28 protein-coding genes and 1 pseudogene are annotated in these 25,825 nt (G+C 33.8%); 25 read left to right on the forward strand and 4 right to left on the reverse strand.

The window, feature by feature from the left end; translation table 11 throughout:
- The 5 genes from B2S90_RS03280 to B2S90_RS03300 form a co-directional block, all read left to right on the forward strand.
- Positions 1 to 831, forward strand: an 831-nt coding sequence (locus B2S90_RS03280; RefSeq protein ID WP_286696533.1) for an exonuclease SbcCD subunit D, incomplete at its 5' end; no start/stop codon positions are given.
- Position 832: 1 nt separating this feature from the next.
- On the forward strand, positions 833 to 3,988 hold the full coding sequence (locus tag B2S90_RS03285) for an AAA family ATPase (RefSeq protein WP_286696534.1): 3,156 nt from the start codon (positions 833 to 835) through the stop codon (positions 3,986 to 3,988).
- Between the two features lie 56 nt (positions 3,989 to 4,044).
- Positions 4,045 to 4,308: a DUF1292 domain-containing protein gene (locus B2S90_RS03290; RefSeq protein ID WP_006506561.1), complete on the forward strand. Its 264-nt coding sequence runs from the start codon at positions 4,045 to 4,047 to the stop codon at positions 4,306 to 4,308.
- 164 nt (positions 4,309 to 4,472) lie between these two features.
- Positions 4,473 to 4,637: a hypothetical protein gene (locus B2S90_RS03295; RefSeq protein ID WP_187114807.1), complete on the forward strand. Its 165-nt coding sequence runs from the start codon at positions 4,473 to 4,475 to the stop codon at positions 4,635 to 4,637.
- Positions 4,638 to 4,747: 110 nt separating this feature from the next.
- The gene (locus B2S90_RS03300; protein WP_187114808.1) at positions 4,748 to 5,485 is read left to right on the forward strand and encodes a tubulin-like doman-containing protein; all 738 of its coding nucleotides are present in this window, start codon (positions 4,748 to 4,750) and stop codon (positions 5,483 to 5,485) included.
- On the opposite strand, the gene B2S90_RS03305 is transcribed toward B2S90_RS03300, so the two are convergent.
- On the reverse strand, positions 5,477 to 6,073 hold the full coding sequence (locus B2S90_RS03305) for a LexA family protein (protein ID WP_055288971.1): 597 nt from the start codon (positions 6,071 to 6,073) through the stop codon (positions 5,477 to 5,479). The genes B2S90_RS03300 and B2S90_RS03305 overlap by 9 nt on opposite strands.
- Before the next feature lie 155 nt (positions 6,074 to 6,228).
- On the opposite strand from B2S90_RS03305, the gene B2S90_RS03310 reads away from it, so the two are divergent.
- The 7 genes from B2S90_RS03310 (at position 6,229) to B2S90_RS03340 (ending at position 12,870) form a co-directional block, all read left to right on the forward strand.
- The gene (locus tag B2S90_RS03310) at positions 6,229 to 7,485 is read left to right on the forward strand and encodes a DNA repair protein (protein WP_278779728.1); all 1,257 of its coding nucleotides are present in this window, start codon (positions 6,229 to 6,231) and stop codon (positions 7,483 to 7,485) included.
- Complete coding sequence (locus tag B2S90_RS03315) at positions 7,478 to 7,780, forward strand: YolD-like family protein (protein ID WP_055235205.1); 303 nt, start codon at positions 7,478 to 7,480, stop codon at positions 7,778 to 7,780. The genes B2S90_RS03310 and B2S90_RS03315 overlap by 8 nt, the downstream gene beginning before the upstream one ends.
- A 91-nt stretch (positions 7,781 to 7,871) precedes the next feature.
- Positions 7,872 to 8,195: a DUF1828 domain-containing protein gene (locus B2S90_RS03320; protein ID WP_147556381.1), complete on the forward strand. Its 324-nt coding sequence runs from the start codon at positions 7,872 to 7,874 to the stop codon at positions 8,193 to 8,195.
- Positions 8,196 to 8,285: 90 nt separating this feature from the next.
- Positions 8,286 to 8,984, forward strand: coding sequence for a Panacea domain-containing protein (locus B2S90_RS03325; protein WP_286696535.1), 699 nt, complete (start codon positions 8,286 to 8,288; stop codon positions 8,982 to 8,984).
- A 1-nt stretch (position 8,985) separates the two neighbouring features.
- Positions 8,986 to 9,261: a hypothetical protein gene (locus B2S90_RS03330; protein ID WP_215656329.1), complete on the forward strand. Its 276-nt coding sequence runs from the start codon at positions 8,986 to 8,988 to the stop codon at positions 9,259 to 9,261.
- 118 nt (positions 9,262 to 9,379) lie between these two features.
- Entirely contained in the window at positions 9,380 to 10,684 is a 1,305-nt protein-coding gene (locus tag B2S90_RS03335) for an alpha-amylase family glycosyl hydrolase (protein WP_278860711.1), read from the forward strand.
- 35 nt (positions 10,685 to 10,719) lie between these two features.
- Entirely contained in the window at positions 10,720 to 12,870 is a 2,151-nt protein-coding gene (locus tag B2S90_RS03340) for a Tex family protein (RefSeq protein WP_286696536.1), read from the forward strand.
- Between the two features lie 26 nt (positions 12,871 to 12,896).
- On the opposite strand, the gene B2S90_RS03345 is transcribed toward B2S90_RS03340, so the two are convergent.
- Positions 12,897 to 14,444: an ABC1 kinase family protein gene (locus tag B2S90_RS03345; protein ID WP_286696537.1), complete on the reverse strand. Its 1,548-nt coding sequence runs from the start codon at positions 14,442 to 14,444 to the stop codon at positions 12,897 to 12,899.
- Positions 14,428 to 14,688, reverse strand: a complete 261-nt coding sequence (locus tag B2S90_RS03350; RefSeq protein WP_055234701.1) for a hypothetical protein — start codon at positions 14,686 to 14,688, stop codon at positions 14,428 to 14,430. The genes B2S90_RS03345 and B2S90_RS03350 overlap by 17 nt, the downstream gene beginning before the upstream one ends.
- A gap of 113 nt (positions 14,689 to 14,801) precedes the next feature.
- On the opposite strand from B2S90_RS03350, the gene murI reads away from it, so the two are divergent.
- The 8 genes from murI (at position 14,802) to B2S90_RS03390 (ending at position 21,884) form a co-directional block, all read left to right on the forward strand.
- The gene (murI, locus tag B2S90_RS03355; protein ID WP_238703619.1) at positions 14,802 to 15,569 is read left to right on the forward strand and encodes a glutamate racemase; all 768 of its coding nucleotides are present in this window, start codon (positions 14,802 to 14,804) and stop codon (positions 15,567 to 15,569) included.
- A gap of 36 nt (positions 15,570 to 15,605) precedes the next feature.
- A complete protein-coding gene (locus B2S90_RS03360) occupies positions 15,606 to 16,349 on the forward strand; it encodes an N-acetyltransferase (RefSeq protein WP_286696538.1) in 744 nt (247 codons plus the stop codon).
- A gap of 79 nt (positions 16,350 to 16,428) precedes the next feature.
- Positions 16,429 to 17,319 (forward strand): S1C family serine protease, encoded by an 891-nt coding sequence (locus B2S90_RS03365; protein ID WP_286696539.1) that lies wholly within the window; start codon positions 16,429 to 16,431, stop codon positions 17,317 to 17,319.
- An 83-nt stretch (positions 17,320 to 17,402) separates the two neighbouring features.
- Entirely contained in the window at positions 17,403 to 17,798 is a 396-nt protein-coding gene (locus tag B2S90_RS03370) for a BRcat domain-containing protein (protein ID WP_070101824.1), read from the forward strand.
- 11 nt (positions 17,799 to 17,809) lie between these two features.
- Complete coding sequence (locus B2S90_RS03375; protein ID WP_279148443.1) at positions 17,810 to 18,757, forward strand: D-2-hydroxyacid dehydrogenase; 948 nt, start codon at positions 17,810 to 17,812, stop codon at positions 18,755 to 18,757.
- A 504-nt stretch (positions 18,758 to 19,261) separates the two neighbouring features.
- Positions 19,262 to 20,233, forward strand: a complete 972-nt coding sequence (locus tag B2S90_RS03380) for an ABC transporter substrate-binding protein (RefSeq protein ID WP_286696540.1) — start codon at positions 19,262 to 19,264, stop codon at positions 20,231 to 20,233.
- Positions 20,234 to 20,242: 9 nt separating this feature from the next.
- Positions 20,243 to 21,109: an ABC transporter permease gene (locus tag B2S90_RS03385; protein ID WP_055234693.1), complete on the forward strand. Its 867-nt coding sequence runs from the start codon at positions 20,243 to 20,245 to the stop codon at positions 21,107 to 21,109.
- Entirely contained in the window at positions 21,102 to 21,884 is a 783-nt protein-coding gene (locus B2S90_RS03390) for an ABC transporter ATP-binding protein (RefSeq protein WP_278861374.1), read from the forward strand. The genes B2S90_RS03385 and B2S90_RS03390 overlap by 8 nt, the downstream gene beginning before the upstream one ends.
- Before the next feature lie 54 nt (positions 21,885 to 21,938).
- Here B2S90_RS03390 and B2S90_RS03395 read toward each other — a convergent pair whose 3' ends face one another.
- Entirely contained in the window at positions 21,939 to 22,685 is a 747-nt protein-coding gene (locus tag B2S90_RS03395) for a hypothetical protein (protein WP_055235063.1), read from the reverse strand.
- A gap of 109 nt (positions 22,686 to 22,794) precedes the next feature.
- On the opposite strand from B2S90_RS03395, the gene B2S90_RS03400 reads away from it, so the two are divergent.
- From B2S90_RS03400 to B2S90_RS03420, 5 genes and pseudogenes are all read left to right on the forward strand, one after another.
- Positions 22,795 to 23,079 (forward strand): hypothetical protein, encoded by a 285-nt coding sequence (locus B2S90_RS03400; RefSeq protein ID WP_006506539.1) that lies wholly within the window; start codon positions 22,795 to 22,797, stop codon positions 23,077 to 23,079.
- Positions 23,079 to 23,765, forward strand: a complete 687-nt coding sequence (locus B2S90_RS03405) for a pseudouridine synthase (RefSeq protein WP_278778889.1) — start codon at positions 23,079 to 23,081, stop codon at positions 23,763 to 23,765. Before B2S90_RS03400 ends, B2S90_RS03405 begins: the two co-directional genes overlap by 1 nt.
- On the forward strand, positions 23,762 to 23,992 hold the full coding sequence (locus tag B2S90_RS03410; RefSeq protein WP_055235059.1) for a Smr/MutS family protein: 231 nt from the start codon (positions 23,762 to 23,764) through the stop codon (positions 23,990 to 23,992). The genes B2S90_RS03405 and B2S90_RS03410 overlap by 4 nt, the downstream gene beginning before the upstream one ends.
- Before the next feature lie 11 nt (positions 23,993 to 24,003).
- Complete coding sequence (pepD, locus tag B2S90_RS03415; protein WP_286696541.1) at positions 24,004 to 25,410, forward strand: beta-Ala-His dipeptidase; 1,407 nt, start codon at positions 24,004 to 24,006, stop codon at positions 25,408 to 25,410.
- Positions 25,410 to 25,825 (forward strand): annotated as a pseudogene (locus tag B2S90_RS03420) (23S rRNA (uracil(1939)-C(5))-methyltransferase RlmD); the annotation flags it as partial. The gene pepD and the pseudogene B2S90_RS03420, both read left to right, overlap by 1 nt.

The following is a 25,825-nucleotide window of genomic DNA, read 5'->3' on the forward strand; positions in this document are numbered from 1 at the left end:
TATATGGTAGGTAACCCTCCTGAAAAAGAAGAAGATCATATTGAAAGAATTACTTTAAATGATAACTATGGACCTGTTCATTTTTATCTTCTTCCTTTTGTGAAACCTTCCATGGTTAAAAACATTATTGGTACTAACGATGGAAGAAACTACTCTTATAGTGAAACAATTAAGAAACTGATAGAAAGAGAAGAAATGAATACAAAGGATAGAAACGTATTGATTTCTCACCAGTTCTATCTACCAGTTAATAAGAAAGCAGAAGACATAGAACGAACTGACTCTGAAATACGTACGGCTGGTAACATCGATGAAGTGAGTGGAGAAGTATTACTCCCATTTGATTATGCTGCTCTAGGACATATTCATAAGCCTATGAAGGTAGGAAGTGATGTCTATCGTTATTGCGGTACACCTTTACCTTATTCTATGAGTGAAGCAGGGCAGGACAAAGGGATTATAGAAATAGAAATGAAAGAAAAGGGTGTTGTAGAAACACAGGTACTTCCTTTAAAACCACTTCATGATCTAAGAATCATAGAAGGAGAACTTAAAGATGTATTAAATCAATCCTGTGATGATTTTGTGAGAGTTGTACTCACTGATAAAAAGGATCTCAATATCTTTGAAATGCAGGAAAAGCTAAAAAATGCATTTCCTAGATTACTAGAAATAAGAAGAGAAAACATAAGAAAGAATAACTATCAGGCAGTTGTAAAGAAGGATGTTAAAATGGATCCATTCTCTTTATGTACTGATTTCTTAAATGGTGTTGATGAAGAAGAAAAAGACTTATTACAAGATATCATCAACCATGTGAAAGGAGTATAAAATGAAACCGATTAAACTCGTAATGGAAGCCTTTGGTTCTTATGCATCTAAAACAGTCATTGATTTTAGAGAACCAAATCAGAATTTGTTTTTAATTACTGGAGATACAGGAGCAGGTAAAACAACTATCTTTGATGCGATTGTATTCGCATTATATGGAGAAAGTAGTTCTACTCTAAATAAGAAAACAGGCACACTCTTACAAAGCCAATTTGCCTCACTAGACGTTAAACCTTATGTAGAATTGACCTTCTCACAAGGCTATGGTGATGATGAAAAAATCTATACCATTCATCGTATACCCCAGCATTATACATACTATAAAGCAGGGGCAAAAAAAGGTTTAAGAAAAGAAAAAGCAGAATCAGGTAGTATCGCATTAATGATGCCAGATGGGTCTGAGTATCCTCAAAAAGAAGCCAATAAGAAAATCATAGATATCATTCATCTCACTAAAGAACAGTTCATGCAGGTCGCAATGATTGCGCAAGGTGAATTCATGGATGTATTGCGTAAATCATCTAATGAGAAGAAAGAAATCTTTAGAAAGCTTTTCCATACAGAAATCTATAATGATATTGTAGAAGAACTCAACAATAGAAGAAAAGAAACAGAAAAGAGTATTAGTGATATCAAAACAAGATGTATGAGTGAAGTAGGGCATATTCATGTAAGTGAAGAACATGAAAATCTTGTCTTCCTTATTGAAGCGATTCAAAGAGGGGAAATCTCTTATCTCAATGAATTAGTAGATGAGTTAGAATCTTATTGTCAGGTATTAGAAGAGACTCTTAATAAGGATAAAGATGCATTAAGTAAGACTAATGTATTAAAAGAGGAAAAGAAAACAAATCTAGATCAAGCAAAACAACTTCTTAATGATTATCAAGCTCTAAAAGAGGCAAAGCAGCAGCTCGTTAACTTAAATAATCAAAAAGAAGAGATAGAAAATAACTATAAGCTCTCTTTGAAAATTGAATATGCTTATAATATCTTGCAGGCATATAACTCTTATACAAAAGATCAAAAACAATATACAGATACGCAAAACAAGCTAGAAAATGAACGCAAAAGAGAGCCAGAACTACGCATCCAGTATGAAAACTTAAAAGAAGAAGAGAAAACTGTAGATACAAAATACGAACAATCTGTTCGTTTATATACACAAGAATATGATAAAGCGACAAAAGATTTAGAAAATAGAAAACAATTAAGAATAATAGAAAATAATATATCTAATATTAATAAATCTATTGATAATTCTACTAAACAGCTTACTTTACTCAATAAAAACAAAGAATCTTTATTATTAAAACAGGAAAAAGGTAAAGCAGAACTAGAAACACTCAAGGATGTAGAAAAAGAACAGGTTATTCTAGAATCAAAACATAAGGAATTCAAGACTAAGCTTGATTCTTACAACAACCTCGTTAAAGACTATCAATCTATTTCTAAAAAAGAAAAAGATCTCGTCTCAACACAAAACGAATATACAAGATTAAGTACTCTTTATAATCAGAAGAATAGACTGTATGAAGAAGCTAATAAGCTCTTCCTAGATGTACAGGCAGGTTTACTTGCAAGAACACTTGAAGAAGGTACTCCATGTCCTGTATGTGGTTCTATCCACCATCCACTTCCGGCTTCTTTAAAAGATGGAGAAGTAGCCACTAAAGAAGAACTAGAAAAAATGAGAAAAGAAAAAGATAAGGCATTTGTATTACTAGAAACAGAAAGCGCAAAAGCCTCATCTTTAAATGATTCTTTAAATGAATTAAAAGGGAAATACAAGAATGATTTAAAGATTCTAAGTGAAACACTCTCTAGTGAATCTACACTTAATTCTATTAAAGAAACACTTCTTAATGAGAAACAAACTCTCAGTCGTCTTGTAGAAGAACTCAATGTGAGAAAGAGTCGTTATCAAGTACTTACAAAAGAACTAGAAACAATAGAAACAAAATTAAACCAATATGAAGAGAATGTAAAATCACTGACTGATGATATTCATCAATATGAAGTCAAGCTTGCTTCTTTAAATTCTACACTTACACAATTAAAGAGCCAGTTAAGCTATGCTTCATTAGAAGAAGCACAAAATGCGATCAGTCTACTTAATAAGAATAAACAGGAAGAAGAGACAGCTTATAAGAACTTTAAACAGAAATTTAATATATCTACAGATATTTATAATAAGTGTCAAACACTTATTACATCCTATAAAGAATCTCTTCCTCAACTAGAAAGAAGCAGAGATGAATCTTTTAAGGCTTATACAAGCTTAGTAGAAGAATACAAATGTGATTCTTGGCAGGATCTTACTTCTACGTATCAAAAAGAAGATATAAAGCGTTTCAATCAAGCTTATATGGATTATTCTAAGAATTATGCCAGTGTCTCTTCTAAAATTGAAACAATAGAGAAACGTATCAATGGTCAATCACTTCCTGAACTAGATGAACTAGAAAAAGATTATCAAGATATAGTAGATATATATTCAAATCAATTAGAAGTCGTAAAAGAGGAAGAACATACTTATTTAAACAACACTGAATCATTAAAGAGCTTAGATAAGATTGTTTCTCATGCAAAAGAAATGATTCATAAGAACCACCAATTAACTACTCTATACAACCAATTATCTGGTAATGTATCGGGGTCTAGAATGGATTTAGAAACCTACGTTCAAAGAACATATCTAGAGCGTATTCTTGTTGAAGCCAACAGACGTTTCTATGATATGTCTGCTGGGCAGTATGAATTACATTTAAAGAATATTGAACAGGCAGGAGAAGGTAAAAACAAGGGTCTAGACTTAATGGTTTATTCTTTTGTGACTGATTCTGAAAGAGAAATTAATACATTGTCTGGTGGAGAATCATTCATGGCTGCACTTTCTTTAGCTTTAGGTATGGCAGATGAGATTAAGGAAAGTGCTGCAGGTATTGATTTAGATATCATGTTTATTGATGAAGGTTTTGGCTCTCTTGACGATCATTCAAGAGATGAAGCTGTTAAAGTACTAATGGATATGTCAGAAGGAACTAAGCTAATTGGTATTATTTCTCACGTATCAGAATTGAAACAGGAAATAGAAGATCAATTAGTTGTCTCAAAAGATGACAATGGTTCCCATGTAAAATGGCAGATCAGCTAAAAAAGATTGTCGTATGATATACACTTATGGCATAATGAGTGTGCGAGGTAAATACAATGAAAAATATTATTACACTAAAAGATGCATCAGGTACAGATATTGAATTCAAGATGCTTGATCAATTCACTCATGAAGAACGTACATATGTCGTCCTTATGCCACATAATGAATCTACAACTCAGGTCTCTATCTATGAAGTAGTGCCTACTAAAGATGAGGGCGTAGATGGCTTATTAGGTATCACACCGGAATTGACTAATGTTCTCTTTGAAGTATTCAAAGAAAGAAACAAAGATAAATTTAATTTTGTAGAAGAATAGGTGATTGCCTATTCTTTTTTTCTGGAAGTCATTATTTGTGCATGATATTTCTAATTGTATATATAAACAGAATATAAATAAAAAATAGTTATATTTGGTTGTTGTAATATATAATTGTTACTGTATAATAGAGTATGGCATTGAAAGAGGGGAAGCATTATCTTATGAAAGAAGAGAAAAAAACAAATGCTGATTATAATGGGGAAGATAATCAGTTCAAATGCCAGAAGAAATTCTCCAATATACATATGATGAGAAATGGCTATCAGTATTCTGATCGTTATCTTGTCATCAAGGCATCTCATTATATGCAAAAAAGGAAGCTGTAAGGTTCTTAATTGAGCCTTACAGCTTCTTCTATTTTTCATTGTAATGTGTATAAAATATGTTAGAATAGTGAAGGTTGAATTATTTGTGGTAAGAAATGGAGGATAATTTTATGGGGCTACAATCTAGTAGAAACATGAATCTCGCAGATCCTATTATTATTGCAGGATTAGGAGGACTTGGTGGCGGTGTCATTGATTCCTTAAAAGGTAAAATAAAAAATGATTATGATGATATAAATAGAGTAGAAATGAGAATTGTGGATATGACTTCTCATGTTAAGAAAACACATATAACAAATGATGAAATCATTATCCTAGATCCTCGTGGAACAGATTGTGACAGAACACTCGGACAGAGCATCTTTAGAGATGAAAAGGTGTATGAAGGTATTAGAAGTGAATTTAAGACACTTATTGAGAAGATGATCTCTATTGCTGGAGAAGACCATATTAATGTATTGATCGCATCTGGTATTGTTGGTGGTACTGGTGGAGGTATCTTTGTTGATTTCACTTATATGATTCATGATTTATTTAGGGAATGTCATCATAAGAACTATAGTATTTGTGCTTATATGTTTGATGCTGAAAGCAGGGATGATCAGGATGAAAAGAATCAACAAATGAAGCTGAATGGCCAGAAAGCTTTAAAAGAATTACAACATAATATGAATATTACTACGCAGGAACATCTTTATCATGCAACAATCGGACAACGAGAAATCACTTGCAGAAAGACATTATTTGAAGAATATAAACACATTTCTTTTTGTCTAGGTGATGATGATAAACTGGATGACTTAAAAAAGCGTATGAGTACATTAATGATTGAAGAATTCTTATACTAAATCAGAACGACTATATAATGCTTTTCCAATAATTTCTACAGGAAGACTTTCCACTTCTTCCTTAGAATAATAACGTGCATCTACAGAAGGGTTAGCTGGCTGTAAAATCAGTAACCCTTCTTTTTTTATAACCTTTTTTACAGTCACTTCACTACGTCCTATTAAGACGACCGCAATTGTCCCACTTGGTACATCCTGACATTTCTTGACATACAAAAGATCACCATCATGAATATGTGCACCCGACATAGAATCTCCCACGACACGTAAAAAGAAATCACCACGATAATAATCATCCTGTGTGACCTGTTCATAGCCTTCAAAGTTTTCATCAATAAGCAAGTCATAACCTGCTTTAACTTCTCCTAGCACGGGCTTTTCAAAACGTTCTTCATTATTAATAAGTGATTCTACATCAGCGCCTAATATAAAAGAGAGTTTTTCTATGACTTCAGGATTGGTTACTTTTGTATCTCCTTTTAACCATCTAGTAACAGTTGAACGATTTACGCCTAACTGCTTTGCAATATACTCATTCGATACCCCCATCTTTTCCTTATACTTTTTTAGATAATCTTTAAAATTCATTGAATCCACCTCTTTTTAGGTATTATACAATAAATTACATTTTGGTGCAATGAAATGCGTCACTCAATGTATGTACATAATCAATATGGTGCAAAACATATTGAAATATGCACCACCGCTTATTATAATAGTGATAACAGGAAGGAGAGAGAATGATGAATAAAGTATATCTATGTATTGATTTGAAAACTTTCTTTGCATCTGTAGAATGTAGTGAAAGACATCTTGATCCCTTTAAGACAAATCTTGTTGTTGCGGATCCAACAAGAGGTAATGGTGCTTTGTGTCTCGCAATTACACCAAAGATGAAAAGCATGGGGATTCATAATCGTTGTCGTATATTTGAGATTCCTAAAGGGGTTGAGTACATCACTGCCATGCCTCGTATGCATCTCTATATGGAATATTCAGCACGTATTTATCGTATTTATTGTCGTTTTGTCTCACCTGATGATATTCATGTCTATTCTATTGATGAATGTTTTATTGATATTTCGTCTTATATGCATCTTTATCATAAGAGTGCGAAAGAGTTTGCGAAAATGTTGATGAAAGCAGTATTTGACGAGACGCATATTACTGCGACTTGTGGTATAGGAACCAATCTCTATCTTGCGAAAGTCGCCCTTGATATTATTTCTAAGCATACGAAAGAGAATATCGGCATACTTGATGAAGAGCGTTATCAGAAATACTTATGGCATCATTTGCCAATTACTGATTTCTGGCATATGGGAAGTGGGACAGCCAATCATCTATTAAGACTAGGCGTGGTGGATATGCATGGTATTACACAGATTCCTGAAGAGGTGCTCTATAAGGAATTTGGGATTAATGCTGAATATATAATTGATCATGCCTGGGGACGAGAACCTGCTACAATTGCTTCTATTAAGAAATATCGTCCTAAGAATGAATCAGTCAATAATTCACAGGTTCTCTTTTCTGATTATGAATATGAGGATGCATTACTTGTTGTGAAAGAGATGGTTGAATTGAATGTTTTAAGACTTGTTGAATCACATCTTGTCACAAATCATATTAGTCTTTATATCGGTTATTCACGTACAGATGGCGGGGGATGGGCAGGAGGTTCAAGGAAGTTAACTGTTTGTACGAATTCCTTGAATATTCTTATGGATGAATTCATCTCTCTTTATCATCTAAAAGTCAAGAAGGGTAGAATGATCAGACAGATTTCTATTTCTTTTGGAGATGTTTTAGATGAGTGCTATGAATCCTATGATTTATTTAGTGATGTAGAGGCATTAGAGGAAGAAAAGAAGCTGCAGAGAGCGATTGTCTCTATTCGTCATAAGTATGGGAAGAATGCAATATTAAAGCTTATGAATAAACAGGAAAAAGCGACTACAGAGAAGAGAAATACATTAATAGGAGGTCATAATGCCTAAGAAGGTGGATCGTGCACGCTTGTTTTTAAGTTTTGATGCACTTAAAGGATTTAAAGAACTGCTTGTAGAAGATACATCTATTCCAAGAAAAGAACTATGCGAAGATCAATGTTATGAATTGGATTGGAAGATTCATCAGTTAAAGGAAGGTGATCAAGTAGAGGTCATCTATTATACTGGTTCATCTTATTCAAAAATCACAGGAATTGTACAATCTATCAACCTCACTCATCACTATATCTATATAAATAATCATAAAATACAGCTAATGAATATCTGTTCATTAGAACTATAATGTGTTCTTTTTTCATGCCCAATCTTTTGCCACACCTTTCTTTATTAAAAGTTGTACAGATATAATAGGTACAGAAGAGGAAGTGAGGCATGTGCTGAATTATCAAAAATTGTTGATGCCTTATAAGAATTTTAAAGGGGATTATATTATCGTTTATGTATTTTCACATAATCGGTCTTATAAACTTTCTGATCAGGCATCTACTATCGCAAATATTGCGGGTGCATATCAGTTGGACGCTGATATGAAGGAGAAGATTGCTGCTATCTGTTATATGCATGATGCAAAGATCAGTAACAATGAAATCATTATGATGATTGATGATGATGAGCTTTATACAAAGCTCAATGAGTATGGGAAAATGTTATTGGAAATAGAAAATCTATTCACACATGGAAGTGCATATTCACAATGATATGCACTTTCTTTATTTATTCGAGGAATATGATAGATATTTTTAAAAATTCTATCATATGCTATAATGGATGTGAAGAAGGTGAATAAGATGTGTAAAACTACACTACAAGAAGAAATAGAAGCTTTGATGTCTCTTTATCATCTAGGAAAAGCACCCTTATCTTATGCTTTAGGCTTTGGTGAAGTCACTATTACACGTTATTTGCAGGGAAGTACACCACATCCTGATTATGCACAAGTTATTCACAGTGCGCTATGTGATATTGATTATATGATGGATTTAGTCAATAGGAACCATGAAAAGATGGGACCTGCCTTTAAGAAGGCAATCAATCGCTGCCTGGAACTTAAATCACAATTCTCCTGTTCAAAAGAGATTCTAGAAGTCATCTCATATCTTTTTTATAAATTAGAAGAATTGACCCCTATGCAGTTAGAATCCTATCTTTATTTTATTCAGGCTTATTCTTATCCTGAACCTCTTTTTCATGAACATTGTGAAGCATGGAAGCAGGGAGTGATTTATCCTGATGTCTATCATCTATTCTCTACATTCCCATTCAAGGTTCAGGATGATGTACGTTATAAGATCATTGAAGATGCTTATCATCATCTTGATGATTCAAAGAAACAATTCATTGATGATATTCTCAATACATTCTCTCGTTATCCTTTAAAGACACTTGTCACACTCGCAAAAACAGGTCCATGGAAGAATAACTACCAGGAAGATAAAGTAGCAGTCATTCCGCAACAGGATATACAGAACTATTTCAAGAGGAACTAATATGGAACAATTATATACACTACTCAAGAATTCCATCAATGAAGAAATGGGGTGGATGATTGATCATATATATGAGGATTATAAAGATACAGAAGATATTCTTGGTTTTGCATTAAGCTGTGAGAAGATCTTACGTCTTTATTATGGAGCAGACATTCATGAACAGATTAGAGATCTGCTTATTTATGTTTTCTATGTTTACTTAGATTATGATGAAGACAAGATAGAATTACTCTTAGGCGAATATGATCCTGAACATAATCGATATATACAATGATACATTTAGTGATAATACAAATATTATGGATATATAGAAAATGGCATTACTAATAATATAAATGAATTGGATAATACTTTAAAATGAAGTATAATAGAAAAGAAAGGAAGTGTTAATTGTGTGGTATCAAGAAACAGTATTTTATCAAATCTGCCCACTAGGATTTTGTGGTGCGCCTGAAAAAAATGACGATATCCAGGCTCATCGTATTTTAAAAATCAAGGAGTTTGTACCATATCTCGAAGAATTAGGAATAGGTGCTGTGTATTTCAATCCTGTATTCAACAGTGATTCACATGGCTATGATACGCGTGACTATAATCTCATCGATACGCGTTTAGGTACAAATGAAGACTTTGAAGAAGTATGTAAAACACTCCATGAACATGGTATTAAGGTCGTGTTGGATGGTGTATTCAACCATGTTGGAAGAGGCTTCTTTGCGTTTAGGGATGTCCAGGAAAAAGGACCTTCAAGCCAATATGCTAACTGGTTCCATATCAACTTTGATGGAGATTCAAGCTATGGTGATGGATTCTGGTATGAAGGATGGGAAGGTCATTATGAGCTTGTTAAATTAAATCTAGATAATCCTGATGTTCAGCATTATTTACTTGATGCAGTCGATTACTGGATCAGATGCTTTGATATTGATGGCTTAAGACTAGATGTTGCTTATTCATTACCTAGATGGTTTATGGCAATGTTATCAGATCATTGTAAGAGTCAGAAACAGGATTTCTTTATGTTAGGAGAAGTTTTAGGTGATAATGCAGGTTATATGTATACAGAAGCTAAATTAGATGCGATTACTGATTATCCATCATATAAAGCTTTCTGGTCTTCATTCAATTCTCTTAATATGTTTGAATATGCTCATACACTAAAGAGAAATGCGATGGATATGTATAGAGGAAGAGACTTGCTTACATTTGTAGATAACCATGATGTGAATAGAATATCTAGTACTCTTACTGATGAAAGAAAACTACCATTAGTGTTTGGCTTACTCATGGCAGTTCCTGGTATTCCATGTATTTATTATGGTTCTGAATGGGGTATTAAGGGTGAAAAGATTCAAGGAGTGACTGATGCACCACTTCGTCCAGAACTTGATGCACCTGCACCAAATGATTTATCCGATTTAGTTTCTAAATATATTCATATGCGTAGAGGACATAAAGCACTCTCTATGGGAGATTATAAGGATCTTGTATTGACTAATAAACAATATGTATTAGAAAGAAACTATGAAGGAGAAAAGATAGTGGTCGCATTAAATATTGATGATGCACCTTATACAATCTATCCACCTATTGAACATGGTTCTTATCAGGATCTTATGAGTGGAGAAATGGTGGATTATAACGGACAATTAGAATTACCACCACTTTCAATCATATATTTATATAAGCATGCATAAGGCTGAGCAATCAGCCTTTTATAAAGGAGAAAAAAATGCAGGAAGATATTATACTTAAAATCTCAGAACAATTAAATATTAAGACAGACCAGATACGAAATACATTAAAGTTATTAGAAGATGGCTGTACAGTTCCTTTTATTGCTCGTTATCGTAAGGAACTCACTCATGGATTAGATGAAGAACAGATCCGTGTGATCCAGGAACAATATGACTATCAGGTCAATCTTAAAAAGAGAAAAGAAGAAGTTCTTGCAAGAATAGAAACACTTGGACATTTAAATGATGATATTGTGAGGATGGTTGAAGCTTGTACACGTTTATCACAGGTAGAAGATATTTATCGTCCATATAAGCAGAAAAAGAAAACAAGAGCGAGTGTAGCCATTGCAGCAGGACTAGAGCCTTTATCTAAAACATTTCTTTCTTTACCACGTACATTTAATGAAAAAGATATAGATGCCTATTTGAATGATACAATCACTTCTAGAGAAAAGGCACTTCAGGGTGCTAAGGATATCATTGCGGAAAAGATTTCTAATGATATGACAGTACGTAATAAGATTGTTGATTCTATGATGCATTATGGACGACTTGTCACATCTAAAAAGAAGAACGCAGTTGATGAAAAGATGACCTATAAGATGTATTATGACTATTCTGAAAATGTCTCACGTATTGCGACACATCGTATTATGGCTATCGATAGAGGAGAAAAAGAAAAAATCCTCAATGTCTCTATTAGTATCAATGAAGACTATATCAAAACATTTGTCGCAAGACGTTATATTAAGAATCCTAAGAGCCCAACAGCAAAATATGTAGATGAAGCCATTGATGATGGCTTAAAGCGTCTCGCTTATCCATCACTAGAAAGATTAGTGAGAAATACTCTTACTGAAAAAGCACAGGATGCAAGTATTGATGTCTTCTCTGATAATCTAGGTAAGCTTCTCTTACAGGCACCGATGAAAAATAAGAGAATCTTAGGCTTTGACCCAGCTTTTCGTACAGGATGTAAACTTGCAGTTATTGATGAATCAGGTAAGAAACTTACAGTCGATGTTATCTACCCACATCCTCCAGTCGCAAAGGTGAAGGAATCAGAAAAGAAACTTGTAGACTTATGTCAGAAGTATGATGTTAACCTGATTGCGATTGGAAATGGGACAGCCAGTCGTGAAAGTGAAGCATTTGTCGCAAGTACTATTAAGAAATATCACTTACCTGTGAGCTACACAATAGTCAGTGAAGCAGGAGCGAGTGTTTATAGTGCTTCAAAACTAGCGATAGAAGAATTCCCAGATCTTCATGTTGAACAAAGAAGTGCTATCTCTATCGCAAGAAGACTACTTGATCCTTTATCAGAACTTATCAAAATCGATCCTCAGTCTATTGGAGTAGGACAGTACCAGCATGACCTTCCTGCTACGCAACTTAAAGAAAGACTTGATTTCGTTGTAGAAAAAGCGGTTAACTTAGTTGGTGTAAATATCAATACAGCCAGTCCAACACTTCTAAAAAATGTATCTGGACTCAATGCGGCAACAGCCAATAGTATTGTCGCTTATCGTGAAGAAAATGGTAAGATCATGAGCCGTAAAGAAATGAAGAAGATTCCTAAAATTGGACCTAAGGCTTTCCAGCAGGCAGCCGGATTCTTAAGAATAGAAGAGGGCAGTGAACCACTAGATCGTACGAATATCCATCCAGAATCTTATGATGCGACAAAAGCAATCTTAAAGGCATTAAACTTGACTACAAAAGATTTAGGTACAGATAGCTGTAAGAAGGCTGTCTCACAGGCTAATATCGCAGCCCTTAAAGAACTTACAGGACTTGATGACTATACACTTAAAGATATCCTAGACTCTATTATGAGACCTTTAAGAGACTATCGTGATGATTATGATGGACCAATCTTAAGACAGGATATCTTGACTTTAGAAGATCTTAATGTGCACGATAAGCTAGAAGGTACAGTCCGCAATGTCGTAGACTTCGGTGCCTTTGTAGATATTGGATTACATGAAGATGGACTTGTCCATATCTCTAAAATGAGTAAAAACCGTATTAAACACCCAAGTGATGTTGTCTCTGTAGGAGATATCGTAACGACATGGGTAGATACAATTGATGAACAAAGACATAAAGTTCAATTAACTATGATTGATCCCAACAAATAGAAAAAGATGATTCCAAAAAAACGGAATCATCTTTTTAGCTTCCATAGGTGAAAGAATACATCTATACCAAGTAACATAGAAATAGTAAATAATACAATAGACATATAATAAGACTCAGTCAATACACCACATAACATACACATACAGCTAAATACTGTTTTTATAATGATTGAGAACTGCTTCTTTTGATAAGTTGTTCTATTGTAATCATCACTCTCAGTCACATTGACATGTAACTGACCATTCTTACTCATCTTGATTAAATCATAGACAATCTGAGGTAATGCATAGCTTTTCTTTAGTGTCTTATAAAGATCATGACCTATTTTTAATCCTTGATCCTTATAATCCAACTCTTTTAGTACTGTATTACGCTTATGATTAATTAATATATCAATGAGATTAGAAGAAGGACTGATCTTCTCTAAAGTACCCTCAAGTGTCACTAAACAACGACACAGTAAAGTGAGTTCTGTTGGTATCGCAATATCATTACTTGTCACAATATCAAAACATTTCTGGATTAATTCAGAGAAGTTATAATCAGATAAGCTCTTTGCCTTATATTCACTTACAATTGAATTTAATTGTTGTAGTAATTGTGTTTCATCTATCTCATGATCAGGTGTTACTAACATCAGGAAGGCTTCTTCTAGATCATAAATATCATCTTCAATGAGTGCCTGTAAAGCAAGGGATAAGATATGCTGAGTAAAGGATGATACAGTTCCCATCATGCCAAAATCTATCCAGGCAATTTGACCTTCATCTATTAAGATATTGCCAGGATGAGGGTCTGCATGAAAGAATCCATCATCTAGAATCTGTTTACAACAGTTATCGGCCATCTTCAAGGCAATCTCATCTAAGTCATATCCTTCATACTTTAATCTCTTTATTGCATCAATAGGAATACCATCAATATAAGAATAAACAAGCAAATGATTGGTTGTATATTCATTATAGACATGAGGTGCTTTAATATAACGTATATCTTTTTGATTATTCGCAAAGACATTCATATTATTCGCTTCATTGAGAAAGTTCATCTCTGTCTGGCTTGTACGCCATAATTCATCAATAATAGAACGATAATCAATCAGATCACCTGTTCCCGTCACCATCTTCAACAAGCGAGGAAACTTATGCATAATACGTACATCAGCTTCCATGATTTCATGAATATGAGGTCTTTGAACCTTTAATACAACTGTATCACCATTTAATAAATGTCCTAAATGAACCTGCGCAATAGACGCACATCCAATAGGCTTTTCCTCTATATCCTTAAATACATTCTCTATTGACTGTCCTAGTTCTTCTTCAATAATACTACGAATAGTAGAAAAACTAAGAGGCGCAATAGACGCTCTTAGTTTTTCAAACTCTTTACAGTATTCGAGAGGTATTAAATCACTACGCATTGACATGATCTGTCCTAATTTGACATAAGTAGGGCCAAGCTCTTCAATCATCTCTCTTGCCTTAATAGGAGTCAGACCATTTTTAATATCATGTTTCTTGATGATAGAGAGTATTTCTCTCATACGTTTAATATTACTGATTTTCTTCATGATCTAATGCATCAAGCTTCTGGCGCAAAGCATTACGTTCTTCTTCAGTCATGTTTTCTACATGTTCTAACAAGTCTTCACGTGCTTTTCTTTTTAATTCTTCATTCATCGCACGCCCTTTATTGATGGTATCCTGACCTTTTTTCGCAAGACTATCTGTTAAATCTTTAGAACGATCAGCCACCTCAGCAGCTGCACCAATACCTACAAGTACTGTCTTTTTCAACAATTCACTCATAGACATATAAATACCTCCTTTCAAATACTATTTTATCACAACTAAAACCAGTGGTTAAGTAATATAGACCTTGAAAGAATAATTGTGCTATAATGAAAAAACGAAAGGGAGTTATCAGTATGAAGAAAGAAGAATATATAGGTGTATTTGATTCAGGTGTTGGAGGAGTGAGTGTCTTACAGGCTATTCATGAAATGATGCCGGGAGAGAATCTTTATTTCTTTGGTGATTCACTTAATGCACCTTACGGGGAGAAAACATTAGAAGATGTCCAGCAGCTTACTCTTAATGCGATAGAGAACATGAATAAGAAGAAGCATTTAAAGGCCATCGTAATTGCCTGCAATACAGCAACAAGTGCTGCTGTGACATTATTAAGAGAAAAATATACAGATATTCCTGTCATTGGTATAGAACCTGCATTAAAACCGGCAGCTTTATCTAAGAAGAACAGCTGTATTCTTGTAATGGCAACAGCCAATACATTACGTTTAGATAAGTTTCATCAATTAGCTGAAAGATATGATAAATCAGCCACTATTATTCCAGTTCCATGTTATGGACTTGCTAAACGTATTGAACAGGGAAATTTAGATCAACCAGATCTCATTGAGTTACTTACAGATTTAATAGGTCCTTATAAAGGTAAAGTAGATAGTGTCGTACTAGGCTGTACACATTATCCATTTGTGAAAGATCAAATAGCGACAGTTTTAGGTGATATTCCAATGTTTGATGGAGCCTATGGAACAAGTAAACATCTTTATAATTGTTTAAAGGAATGTGATTGTTTGAATGACCAGAAAGAAGGAGATATCCTCTATGGTTCATCCAAGGAAGATGAAATTCCTATCTATAAAACATTTATGAATACACCAATCGCATAACAAGCCATTCACATGGCTTTTTTACTAGGAGAATGTATGAACTATATTATTATTAATAAAGACAACATAGACACAGAACATATATGCTGTGCTATGTCTAATAAGAAGAGTCTTCAAAAGAAAGAATGGTTAAAAGAAAGATTTGATGAAGGTTTAGTATTTTATCGCAGTGAAGAAAGAGGTAAATGCTTTATTGAATATATTCCTGATAAATATGCCTGGATACCTATTACAAGCAATAATTATATGTATATCAATTGTTTATGGGTATCTGGTTCGATGAAGGGACATGGCTATTCAAGTGAGTTATTAAACTATTGTCTAGAAGATGCACGTCAAAAAGGTTATAAAGGCGTTTGTATTCTATCGTCCAAAGGACGTAAGAAGGAGTTCCTTTCTGATTATAAATATTTGACACATAAAGGGTTTAAGATAGCCGATGAATCAGATAATGGTATTATACTTATGTATCTTCCATTCACTGAAGGTAATCCACCACAATTTAAAGAATTTGCCAAACATCCGCATATCAATGAACAGGGCTTTGTATTATATTATACAGATCAATGTCCTTTTACAGACTATTGGGTACCATGCATAGAAGAAGTGGCAAAAGAATACAACATTCCTTTAAAAACGATTCATATCACAACACGTGAACAAGCACAGAGCCTTCCAACACCAGTTTCTACCTATGCATTATTTAAAGATGGAGAGTTTTTAACTCAAGGAATCCTCAATGAAAAGAAATTCTTAAAATATGCAGGAATAGATATGTAATAACATATTTTCCCACAAAAACCACATTTAGGTATTAAGTTTAAGATATATACTAGAATCAGAAAGTGAGAGTGGTATTATGAACAACGAAAATTTAAAAGATGTTTATGAAAAGCAGAATAAAAAGAAAGTCAGTCGTTTAAGCAAAAATATAGGTAAAGCATTTATTATTGTGGCATTAGGTTTTGGTGGAGGCGCTGCTGGTTCTTATTTCATGAACAACCAGGGTACTACAGTTGTCACTCAGACTACAACAACCAAAGCAACAGGTACATCAAAAGATGCTTCAAGCATTTCTTCTAAGATGACACAAAGTGTTGTCGCTATTACTACTGAAAATATCTCAAGAGATAACTTCTGGTATGGGTCACAGGTATCAAGTGGTGCCGGTTCAGGAGTGATCATGAGTAGCGATGGTTATATTATTACCTGCGCCCATGTTGTTTCTGGTGCAAGTACAATTAAGGTCACTACAAGTGATAATAAAACATATGATGCAACAATAGTAGGAATCTATAGTGATAATGATATTGCGGTCATTAAAATCAATGCAACTAATTTAAAACCAGCAACATTTGCGAATAGTGATAAATTAGTACAGGGTCAATCTACATATGCAGTAGGTAACCCAGAAGGTACATTCAGTGATTCTATTACTTCAGGTATCGTATCAGCCTTAAATCGTAAGATTACAGTGCAGTTAGACAACGATGACTCATCTTCATCTAGTGATTATGGTCGTTTTGGTCAGCTTTATAGCTCTTCTAAGACTATCTCTATTTTTGTTATTCAGACAGATGCAGCTGTTTCTCCAGGTAATTCTGGTGGAGGATTATTTAATGGAAATGGTGATCTCATTGGTATTGTGAATGCGAAATCATCCGATACAAATAGTGAAGGTCTAGGCTTTGCGATTCCATCAAATACTGCATTAAAGATTGCGAAAGAACTCATCAACAAAAGTAGATAATGGACAAAAAGGACAGTTTCTGTCCTTTTTTGTTAATATGGAGTTTATAATTAAATACTATATTAATGACATGGAGGTATTTTATGAAAGAAAAATTTATAAGATTCATGCAGGGAAGATATGGTGGGGCAGATAAGCTCAACAGTCATCTCATGTATTTATTGTTTATTTTAGTTATTATAGAGTTATTTACTGGTTCAAAACCATTAATGATTATAAGCTTATTTTTGATGATTTATATTTATTTCAGAATGTTTTCTAAGAATATCTATAAACGTTATGCAGAAAACCAGAAATATGTACAGCTTATCGCACCTATTACAAAAAAGGTAGATTTCTTTAAGAGAAAAAGAAAAGATAAAACACATAAATATTATAAATGTCCAACATGTAAACAAGTTGTTCGTGTACCAAAAGGACGCGGAAAGATTGAAATCAGCTGTCCAAAGTGTCATACTAAGTTTATCAAAAGAACTTAGGGGGACTAAATATGTTGAAGGTATTACTTATTCCAGCTTTAGATGATTCAAATATTGAACTTATTAAAAAGTCTTGTTCTGATATGAATCTTTTAAAGGTAAATAAAGAAGATTTAACACAGGAGATGATTGATGAAGCCGATGTCATTGTAGGTAATCCACCAAGACAATTTAACTTGAATAGACCTACACTTAAGGCATTATTATTAAATAGTGCAGGAAATGATCAATTTCTTTTACCTAACATCTTAAATAGACAAACACTTCTTACAAATGCAAGTGGAAGCTATGGTCATGCCATCTGCGAACATATGATGGGAATGCTCTTAAGCTTTAATAAGAATCTACGTTTCTATTATGATCGACAGAAAGAAGCAAGATGGACACCATTATTTACTGGTAGAGAAATTTATGGCTCAAATGTCTTACTACTTGGAGTAGGAGATATCGGTACTGAATTTGCGAAAGTATTAAAGGTACTTGGTGCCAATGTAACAGGACTAAGAAACTCTTATAAGGAACATCCGAATTGTGATGAAATCATTACTTCTAAAGAATTACATGATGTATTACCAAAGATGGATTATATTATTACTTCTTTACCAGCAACCAATGCAACATTCCATATGTTAAGTCATGATGAATTTGCATTAATGAAGGAAGACGCTGTTGTATGTAATGTAGGTAGAGGTAGTGTGATTGATACATATGCTTTAATTGAAGCATTAAACAATAAGTCTATTGGTGGGGCATTACTTGATGTTTTTGAAGAAGAACCATTACCAGCTGATTCACCATTATGGAAAAATCCTAGAGTCATGATTACACCACATTGTTCTGGTGGGTACCATTGGAAGAGTGTACAGGATTACTATACACAATTAGTTATTAGAAACCTCAATCACCTAAAGAACCAGGAACCATTAGAAAACCTTGTTAATAGAACAAAAGGCTATTAATAGTAATAAAATGGACCCGGTAAAAAGGATACGATAAAAAAGGAGATAGGAATATCCAGTTTAAATGAACAGGATATTTATTATATACACAAATATATTAAGTAATATTCGAAAATATACAAAATTATAAATAAATGTGTTGACATTGATCGTGCTGTGATGTAACATGCAGATAAACCTAAGAGCGGGAGATAAAACTTTGTATAGGGCTGATAGAGAGCTGGGGATGCTGGAAACCTGGTAGTACCACAATGATAAATGGACCTGTGAGGGCGAGGGGGAAAGGCAACGAGTATCCTGAGACGTAATGCAAACGTTATAATGCAAAAATGTGTTAGCATTTATGAATCAAAAGGTGGCTTAAAGAGTAACATCTGTCTTTTGGGACAGGTGTTTTTTTATTACCTGCTAACAAGTTGGGAGGAACTCATATGAAGCGATGGCGTCGTTATTTGAATTGAATCAAAGAAAACAAAATTTATGAAAACGAAGAGGAACAGAACAATGAACAAATTATTAGGAACAGTATTAACTTCAGCATTAACAATTTCACTTTTAGCAGGATGTGGAACTTCTACTAGTAATAAGAAGAAGGTGGGTATTATCCAGTTCATGGATCATACTTCATTAAATGAGATCAAGGATTCATTCGATAAAGAAATGAAGACTCTTGGATATGATGATAAGAATATCGAATATACATTCAAGAATGGTCAGGGTGACACAAATACTTGTGCAAGTATCGCCAATGATTTTGCCGGAAAGAATTTTGATTGTGTCATGGCAATTGCGACTCCTGCAGCACAGGCCGTTGCTAAACTTGCTACTAAGACTCCAGTTGTATTTAGTGCAGTGACTGATCCAGTAGGTGCACAGTTAACGAGCTCATTAACTAAACCAGATAAGAATATTACTGGTACAAGTGATGAGGTACAGGTTGATCAGATTATTGATAAGGCATTAGAAATCAATCCAAATACAAAAACAATTGGTATGCTTTATAATAAAGGTGAATCCAACTCAGTGACTAATATTAAAAAGGCAAAAGCTTATTGCGCTAAGAAGAATATCAAGGTAGAAGAAGCAACAATTGCATCAGTCAATGAAGCACAGAGTGCTGTCAATGTATTAAATAGTAAATGTGATGCTATTTTTGCACCAAATGATAATACAGTTGCAAGTGCGATGAATGTAGTCAGTGATGCATGTAAGAAAGCAAACAAGCCTTTATATGTAGGTGCTGATTCAATGGTTAAAGATGGTGGTTTCTTAAGTGTTGGTATCGATTATAAAGAACTTGGTAAAGAAACGGCTAAAATCGTTGATAAAGTATTAAAGGGTAATAAAGTAGAAAATATCCCAGTGAAGGTATTTAAGACAAACTTAAAAATCTATGTCAATACAACTACAAAAGATAAATTAGGTATTAAGTTACCAGAAAGCATTACAAGCGATAGTAAATATACAGAAATCTAAGGAGTTTTTATGAATAGTACAGTTATTCTTGGAGCCCTAGAGTTAGGCGGCATATTTGCCGTCTTATCTCTAGGCTTATATATTAGTTTCAAAGTTTTGAATATTCCAGACTTGACAGTGGATGGAAGTTTTACAACAGGATGTGCAGTGAGTGCTATGGTAGCAGTGGCAGGCTACCCAGTACTTGGTATGGTACTTGGATTTGTAGCAGGTGCGATTGCAGGGATGGTGACAGGTTTACTCATTACTAAGCTCAATATTAATGAAATCCTAGCCGGGATCCTTACACAGACTGCTTTATACTCAGTGAATCTACGTATTATGCATCAGACACCAAATATCTCATTATTTAATCATAAGACAATCTTCAGCAGTACAACTCAGTTTGAACCTTATGATAAATTATTGATTATTGGTGTGATTGTGATAGTGATTACTATATTATTGAATTATTTCTTAAAGACACAGATGGGTCTTGCACTTAGAGCCTGTGGTGATAATGAAGCAATGGTACGTGCGAGCTCTATTGATACAGATAAGATGAAAATTATTGGTTTAGGTCTTGCTAATGGACTAGTCGCTTTAAGTGGCGCTTTATTTACACAGCAGCAGGGCTATGCTGATATCACTAGTGGTATTGGTATGATGGTTATCGGACTTGCTTCTATTATTATTGGGTTGACATTCATTAAGAGTGATAAAGTGGCAGTATGTCTAGTTGGTACGATTGTAGGGGCTATCTTCTATCGTTTTGCCTTAACAATTGCCTTATACTTAGGTCTTCCTTCAGGAGACTTAAAGATCCTATCAGCATTTATTGTTGTGATTGCGATTTCTTCTGCAACACTCAAGAGGAGGTTTAAGAGACATGCTTAATATAAAAGATTTAACAGTTGTATTTAATGAAGGGACTGTCAATGAAAAGAAAGCCATTGATCACTTATCTCTTCATCTTGAACCAGGAGATTTTGTGACTATTATAGGGTCTAACGGTGCAGGGAAGTCTACATTGTTTGGTGCGATTTCTGGTGCAGTAGAAGCAAAAGAAGGAACAATTGTCTTAGATGATAAAGATATCACTCATGAAAAGGAATATGTCAGAAGCCGTACCATTGGTCGTTTATTCCAGGATCCTTTAAGAGGAACAGCCCCTTCAATGACAATTGAAGAAAACTTATCTTTAGCTTATCAAAGAGGAAAACATTTCTCACTTACACCATTTACTCATAAACACCATGATGTCTTTGTAAATGCATTAAAGGACTTAGATATTGGCTTAGAAGACCGTTTAACAACTAAGGTAGGTACTTTATCTGGAGGACAAAGACAAGCCCTCACACTATTAATGGCAACTTTAGTTAAACCACAATTACTTTTATTGGATGAACATACTGCTGCACTTGATCCTGCGACATCTATCAAGGTAATGAAATTATCTGAAAGAATTGCGAAAGAACATCATATTACTACTATGATGATCACTCATGATATGGAAGATGCTCTTAAATATGGTAATAGAATCCTGATGATGAAGGATGGAAAAATCATTGCGGATATTGATGAAGAAACTAAAAAGAAAATGACTGTCGAAGAACTTGTAAGAAAATTTACTGAAACAGGAGAAGCGAATGACCGCGTTCTTCTTCACTAGACAAGGATGATCCTTGTCTTTTATAATGCATGAAAAAAGCAGACTGAAGTCTGCTTAGAGGTAGTATTGTTGGAAATAACGTAATCTGATTAAGTCACAGATAGACATGATCTGGTAGTTGAAATCAATTGAATCAAACTTACCTGGTACATAGATTACTGTTGTATTTCCATTAAAACATGACTGTGTATATTTACGGTTCTGCGTGATGAGTAATGAATATGCCTTTTCAAAGCTGCAATTATCATATTTTTTCATTTCTTCTAGACTACGTCCTGTAGCACTCACAAAGATGACAACATCATCCTCATTAAATTGAATAGGATCATACTTATGATAATGGATAAATGGACGTCCAAAAGAAATCATATCTGTCTGTAACTCTACAGCAATAGAACAAGGATATAAACCACCAAAGATAATAATACGTTTTGCTTTATAGAAATGTTCACAGATAGAAGTAATTGTGTCCGCAAGTACTTCTTCATCCATTGCCTTGTCCATCTTCGCTAAGAATTTCTGAGGAGTTTCTCCAAATAATCTGACACGAATCTGATTCAAACGTAACTGATGATCAGCTTCTAATTTAAAGCGGAAATCCTCATAAGTAGAGAATCCAAATGATAATAAGAAACTATAAAGTTCTTCTTTTCTAAAAGCACCTTTATTTAAAAATTCTTCTTCAGACATCTCAAATATATCTAGATAGTTAAAGATAATGAAATTGCATATTTTATAATAGTAATCATTCTGCATCGCACCATTTAAATAAGTCAATATTCTACTAAGTAACAAGCCCATTATATTCACGCCCCTTTTGGAATATTATATCATAGTTGTAATAATCTTTAGAAATAATTTTGTATTATGTTTTATTTTGTTTATAATGTTAAAAAAGGAGGTATATTTTATGCGTATTAAAGAACTACCATTAAGTGACATTCACTTTATTCCATCAGAATATACAGATCATCTCTATCATTCTATTATTAGAATAGGCTTTTCTTTTCCTATTAAGGTCAAAGAAACAGGTTGTGGCTATTTATGTGTAGATGGCAATAAGAGATTAACTGCTTTACGCGATATATTAGAAAAAGATCCTTCATATAAGAGAGGAGATAAAGTCAAGGTGATTGTAGTCAATAGTACTGATAATCGTTCAAATGACTGTTCTCGTGGAAGGAATACTCATTAATGAGACTGATAGACATATTTGTATTAAATAAATGTGGAAGTAAGAAACAGGCAAGGAAGGCCATTAAAAAGGGACTGATACAAGTCAACAATGAAATAGTTGGTGAAGATATAGATATAACGGATGAAACAGTGATTTATGATTCTAAGATTCTTGATCCTCATCCCTTGAAATACTATATCATTCATAAACCATCAGGCTATGTATGTGCCAATAAGGATCCTTATGATCCCTGTCTTATCACTTTACTTCCAGATGATAACCTTCATTACGTAGGAAGATTAGACCGTGATACAACGGGTCTAGTCATTTTGACGAATGATTTGAAATTAAGAAAAAGACTCACTCTTCCTGAATTTCATATACCTAGAACTTATGCATTTACTTGTTTAAATCCTTTAAAGGATATTACACCTTTTAAAGAAGGTATTACTATTGATGGAGATGTAAAATGTTTACCTGCAATAGTAGAAATGACAAGTGAATATGAAGGTATCATCACTTTAGAAGAAGGACGTTATCATGAAATAAAGAAGATGTTCCTTTCTCTTAATAATAAGATTACATCACTTCATCGCATTATGTATGGAGATATCTCGTTAGGTGATTTAGAAAGTGGTACATATAGAATACTCACCCAAGAAGAAATCAATCATTTAAAAGACATCACAAGGAGTAGTATATGAAATATATCAAAGAAATAGATATACATGGCTATACTCAACAGGAAGCACGTAAGATGATAGATGCAGCTTTAAAGAAACCTGATGCATTGACTTTAAGAATCATCCATGGATATAATCAAGGACAGACTTTAGGTCAGATGGTGAGAAAAAGATATCGCAGTCATCCTCATGTACAAAGAATAGAATTATCTATGAATCCAGGTATTACAGATATTATTACAAAATAAAGGAGTTCACTATGACAAAAGATGTATTAGACTATTTTAAAACTATTTGTAGTATTCCTCATCCTTCAGGACATGAAGAATTACTAGGCAATTATATAGAAGAATTTGCGCAGACTCATGAACTTGATTATGCTAGAAATGAAATAGGGGACATTATTATTTATAAGGAAGCTACGCCTGGCTACGCAGATCATGCACCTATTTTACTACAGGGTCATATGGATATGGTGGCTGAAAAAGATGTAGATAGTAACCACGACTTCCTCACTGATCCTTTAGAAATCTATGAAGAAGATGGTTATTTACGTGCAACAAAAACAACTTTAGGGGCAGATGATGGTGTGGCAGTGGCTATCATGCTCGCATTATTAAGTGATAATAGCTTTAAACATCCTCGTTTAGAATGCTTATTTACTGTTCAGGAAGAAACAACTATGGATGGTATTACGCATGTAGATAAAGATTGGATTCATGCTCGCAAGATGATTTCTTTAGATGGTGATGTAGTAGGAGAAACAAATGTTTCTTCTGCAGGTGGCGTTCAGTTAACTATTAGAAAGAATGCGACATTTGTAGAATCTCATGATCAGGGATATAAGTTCTATGTAAAAGGATTATTAGGTGGTCATTCTGGTGATGCGATTAAAGAAGGTAGAGGGAATGCGATTAAGATTGCCGGACTTGTACTAAAAGCATGTTTAGATAATGGCTTTGATATCCGTTTCTCTTCACTTAATGCAGGACAGAAGGCCAATGCAATCTGTAGAGATGGTTTATTTACTTTCCAGTCTGCAAGCAATAAAGAAGAATTGAAGGCTTTTATTCATGAAAGAATGGAAGAACAGAAGGCTCTTTATCCATTAGAACCTTTAGATTATACATTAGAAGAAGAGCAGAGTGGTCATGTAATCTTAGATAGTGATGCACTTATTCATTTCCTTGCGTTATGTCCATATGGTGTAGAAAAGTATTCTTATTACTTCAATCATTTCCCAGTTCTTTCTTTGAATTTAGGAATTGTGGAAACAACAGAAAAGGCTGTAGAGCTTATTCTATTATTACGTAGTGAGAATGAAATCAATCTTAAACTACTTGTAAATGAAGTAGAAACTTTGGCTTCTTTATTTGGCTTAAGTGTGACACCATCAGATGAATATTATGGTTGGAGCTATGATCCTGATTCTCAGTTACGTAAGTCTTACAAGGAAGCTTATAAAAAAGCATATGATAAAGAACTCAAAGAAGTACCGACTCATGGTGGATTAGAAACAGGTTATATGAGTCGAATATTTCCAGATATGGATATTGTGACTATGGGACCAAACTGTATTGATATTCATACACCACAGGAAAGATTAGAAATCAAGACACTTTATGAAGTCCATGACTTTTTAAAGAATTGGCTAGGAGAATTATAATGAAATGTGATATAGCGAAAAAATGTGGAAGCTGTCAGTTTATTAATCAAGGATATGTTAAGTCTTTGGAATATAAGAATGAAGAATGTAAGAAGATATTTAAGGATTTAAAGGTTAATGTACACCCCGTCTCTGGTATGGAAGATCCTTATTACTATCGTAATAAGACTATCGTTGCCTTTGATAAGACATATAACTATGGTTTATATGAAGAGAATTCTCATCGTATTATTCCTTATAAATCTTGTCTCATTCATGATCAGGAAACAGATGCAATAATTAGTAAAATAGCTGTACTATTTAGAAAGTATAGAGTTTCTATCTATGATCCACAAAGAAGAAGAGGGGAAATCAGACATATTCTTATTAGACGTGCAGTCAAGACAAATCAGACATTAGTTGTCATTGTATCTAA

Source organism: Catenibacterium sp. UBA627 (genome assembly GCF_002299355.1).
GTDB classification, from domain to species: Bacteria; Bacillota_I; Bacilli_A; order Erysipelotrichales; family Coprobacillaceae; genus Catenibacterium; species Catenibacterium mitsuoka.

Excerpts from the sequence above, each read along its gene's own strand:
- B2S90_RS03325 (WP_286696535.1), top strand. The coding sequence starts at position 8,286 with ATGTGTAAAACTACACTACAAGAAGAAATAGAAGCTTTGATGTCTCTT.
- B2S90_RS03330 (WP_215656329.1), top strand. The coding sequence starts at position 8,986 with ATGGAACAATTATATACACTACTCAAGAATTCCATCAATGAAGAAATG.
- B2S90_RS03395 (WP_055235063.1), bottom strand. The coding sequence starts at position 22,685 with ATGGGCTTGTTACTTAGTAGAATATTGACTTATTTAAATGGTGCGATG.
- B2S90_RS03360 (WP_286696538.1), top strand. The coding sequence starts at position 15,606 with ATGAACTATATTATTATTAATAAAGACAACATAGACACAGAACATATA.
- B2S90_RS03350 (WP_055234701.1), bottom strand. The coding sequence starts at position 14,688 with ATGTCTATGAGTGAATTGTTGAAAAAGACAGTACTTGTAGGTATTGGT.
- B2S90_RS03390 (WP_278861374.1), top strand. The coding sequence starts at position 21,102 with ATGCTTAATATAAAAGATTTAACAGTTGTATTTAATGAAGGGACTGTC.
- B2S90_RS03345 (WP_286696537.1), bottom strand. The coding sequence starts at position 14,444 with ATGAAGAAAATCAGTAATATTAAACGTATGAGAGAAATACTCTCTATC.
- pepD (WP_286696541.1), top strand. The coding sequence starts at position 24,004 with ATGACAAAAGATGTATTAGACTATTTTAAAACTATTTGTAGTATTCCT.
- B2S90_RS03285 (WP_286696534.1), top strand. The coding sequence starts at position 833 with ATGAAACCGATTAAACTCGTAATGGAAGCCTTTGGTTCTTATGCATCT.
- B2S90_RS03385 (WP_055234693.1), top strand. The coding sequence starts at position 20,243 with ATGAATAGTACAGTTATTCTTGGAGCCCTAGAGTTAGGCGGCATATTT.
- B2S90_RS03405 (WP_278778889.1), top strand. The coding sequence starts at position 23,079 with ATGAGACTGATAGACATATTTGTATTAAATAAATGTGGAAGTAAGAAA.
- B2S90_RS03300 (WP_187114808.1), top strand. The coding sequence starts at position 4,748 with ATGGGGCTACAATCTAGTAGAAACATGAATCTCGCAGATCCTATTATT.
- B2S90_RS03310 (WP_278779728.1), top strand. The coding sequence starts at position 6,229 with ATGAATAAAGTATATCTATGTATTGATTTGAAAACTTTCTTTGCATCT.
- B2S90_RS03380 (WP_286696540.1), top strand. The coding sequence starts at position 19,262 with ATGAACAAATTATTAGGAACAGTATTAACTTCAGCATTAACAATTTCA.
- B2S90_RS03340 (WP_286696536.1), top strand. The coding sequence starts at position 10,720 with ATGCAGGAAGATATTATACTTAAAATCTCAGAACAATTAAATATTAAG.
- B2S90_RS03295 (WP_187114807.1), top strand. The coding sequence starts at position 4,473 with ATGAAAGAAGAGAAAAAAACAAATGCTGATTATAATGGGGAAGATAAT.
- B2S90_RS03400 (WP_006506539.1), top strand. The coding sequence starts at position 22,795 with ATGCGTATTAAAGAACTACCATTAAGTGACATTCACTTTATTCCATCA.
- B2S90_RS03375 (WP_279148443.1), top strand. The coding sequence starts at position 17,810 with ATGTTGAAGGTATTACTTATTCCAGCTTTAGATGATTCAAATATTGAA.
- B2S90_RS03290 (WP_006506561.1), top strand. The coding sequence starts at position 4,045 with ATGAAAAATATTATTACACTAAAAGATGCATCAGGTACAGATATTGAA.
- B2S90_RS03365 (WP_286696539.1), top strand. The coding sequence starts at position 16,429 with ATGAACAACGAAAATTTAAAAGATGTTTATGAAAAGCAGAATAAAAAG.
- B2S90_RS03410 (WP_055235059.1), top strand. The coding sequence starts at position 23,762 with ATGAAATATATCAAAGAAATAGATATACATGGCTATACTCAACAGGAA.
- B2S90_RS03370 (WP_070101824.1), top strand. The coding sequence starts at position 17,403 with ATGAAAGAAAAATTTATAAGATTCATGCAGGGAAGATATGGTGGGGCA.
- B2S90_RS03305 (WP_055288971.1), bottom strand. The coding sequence starts at position 6,073 with ATGAATTTTAAAGATTATCTAAAAAAGTATAAGGAAAAGATGGGGGTA.
- B2S90_RS03315 (WP_055235205.1), top strand. The coding sequence starts at position 7,478 with ATGCCTAAGAAGGTGGATCGTGCACGCTTGTTTTTAAGTTTTGATGCA.
- murI (WP_238703619.1), top strand. The coding sequence starts at position 14,802 with ATGAAGAAAGAAGAATATATAGGTGTATTTGATTCAGGTGTTGGAGGA.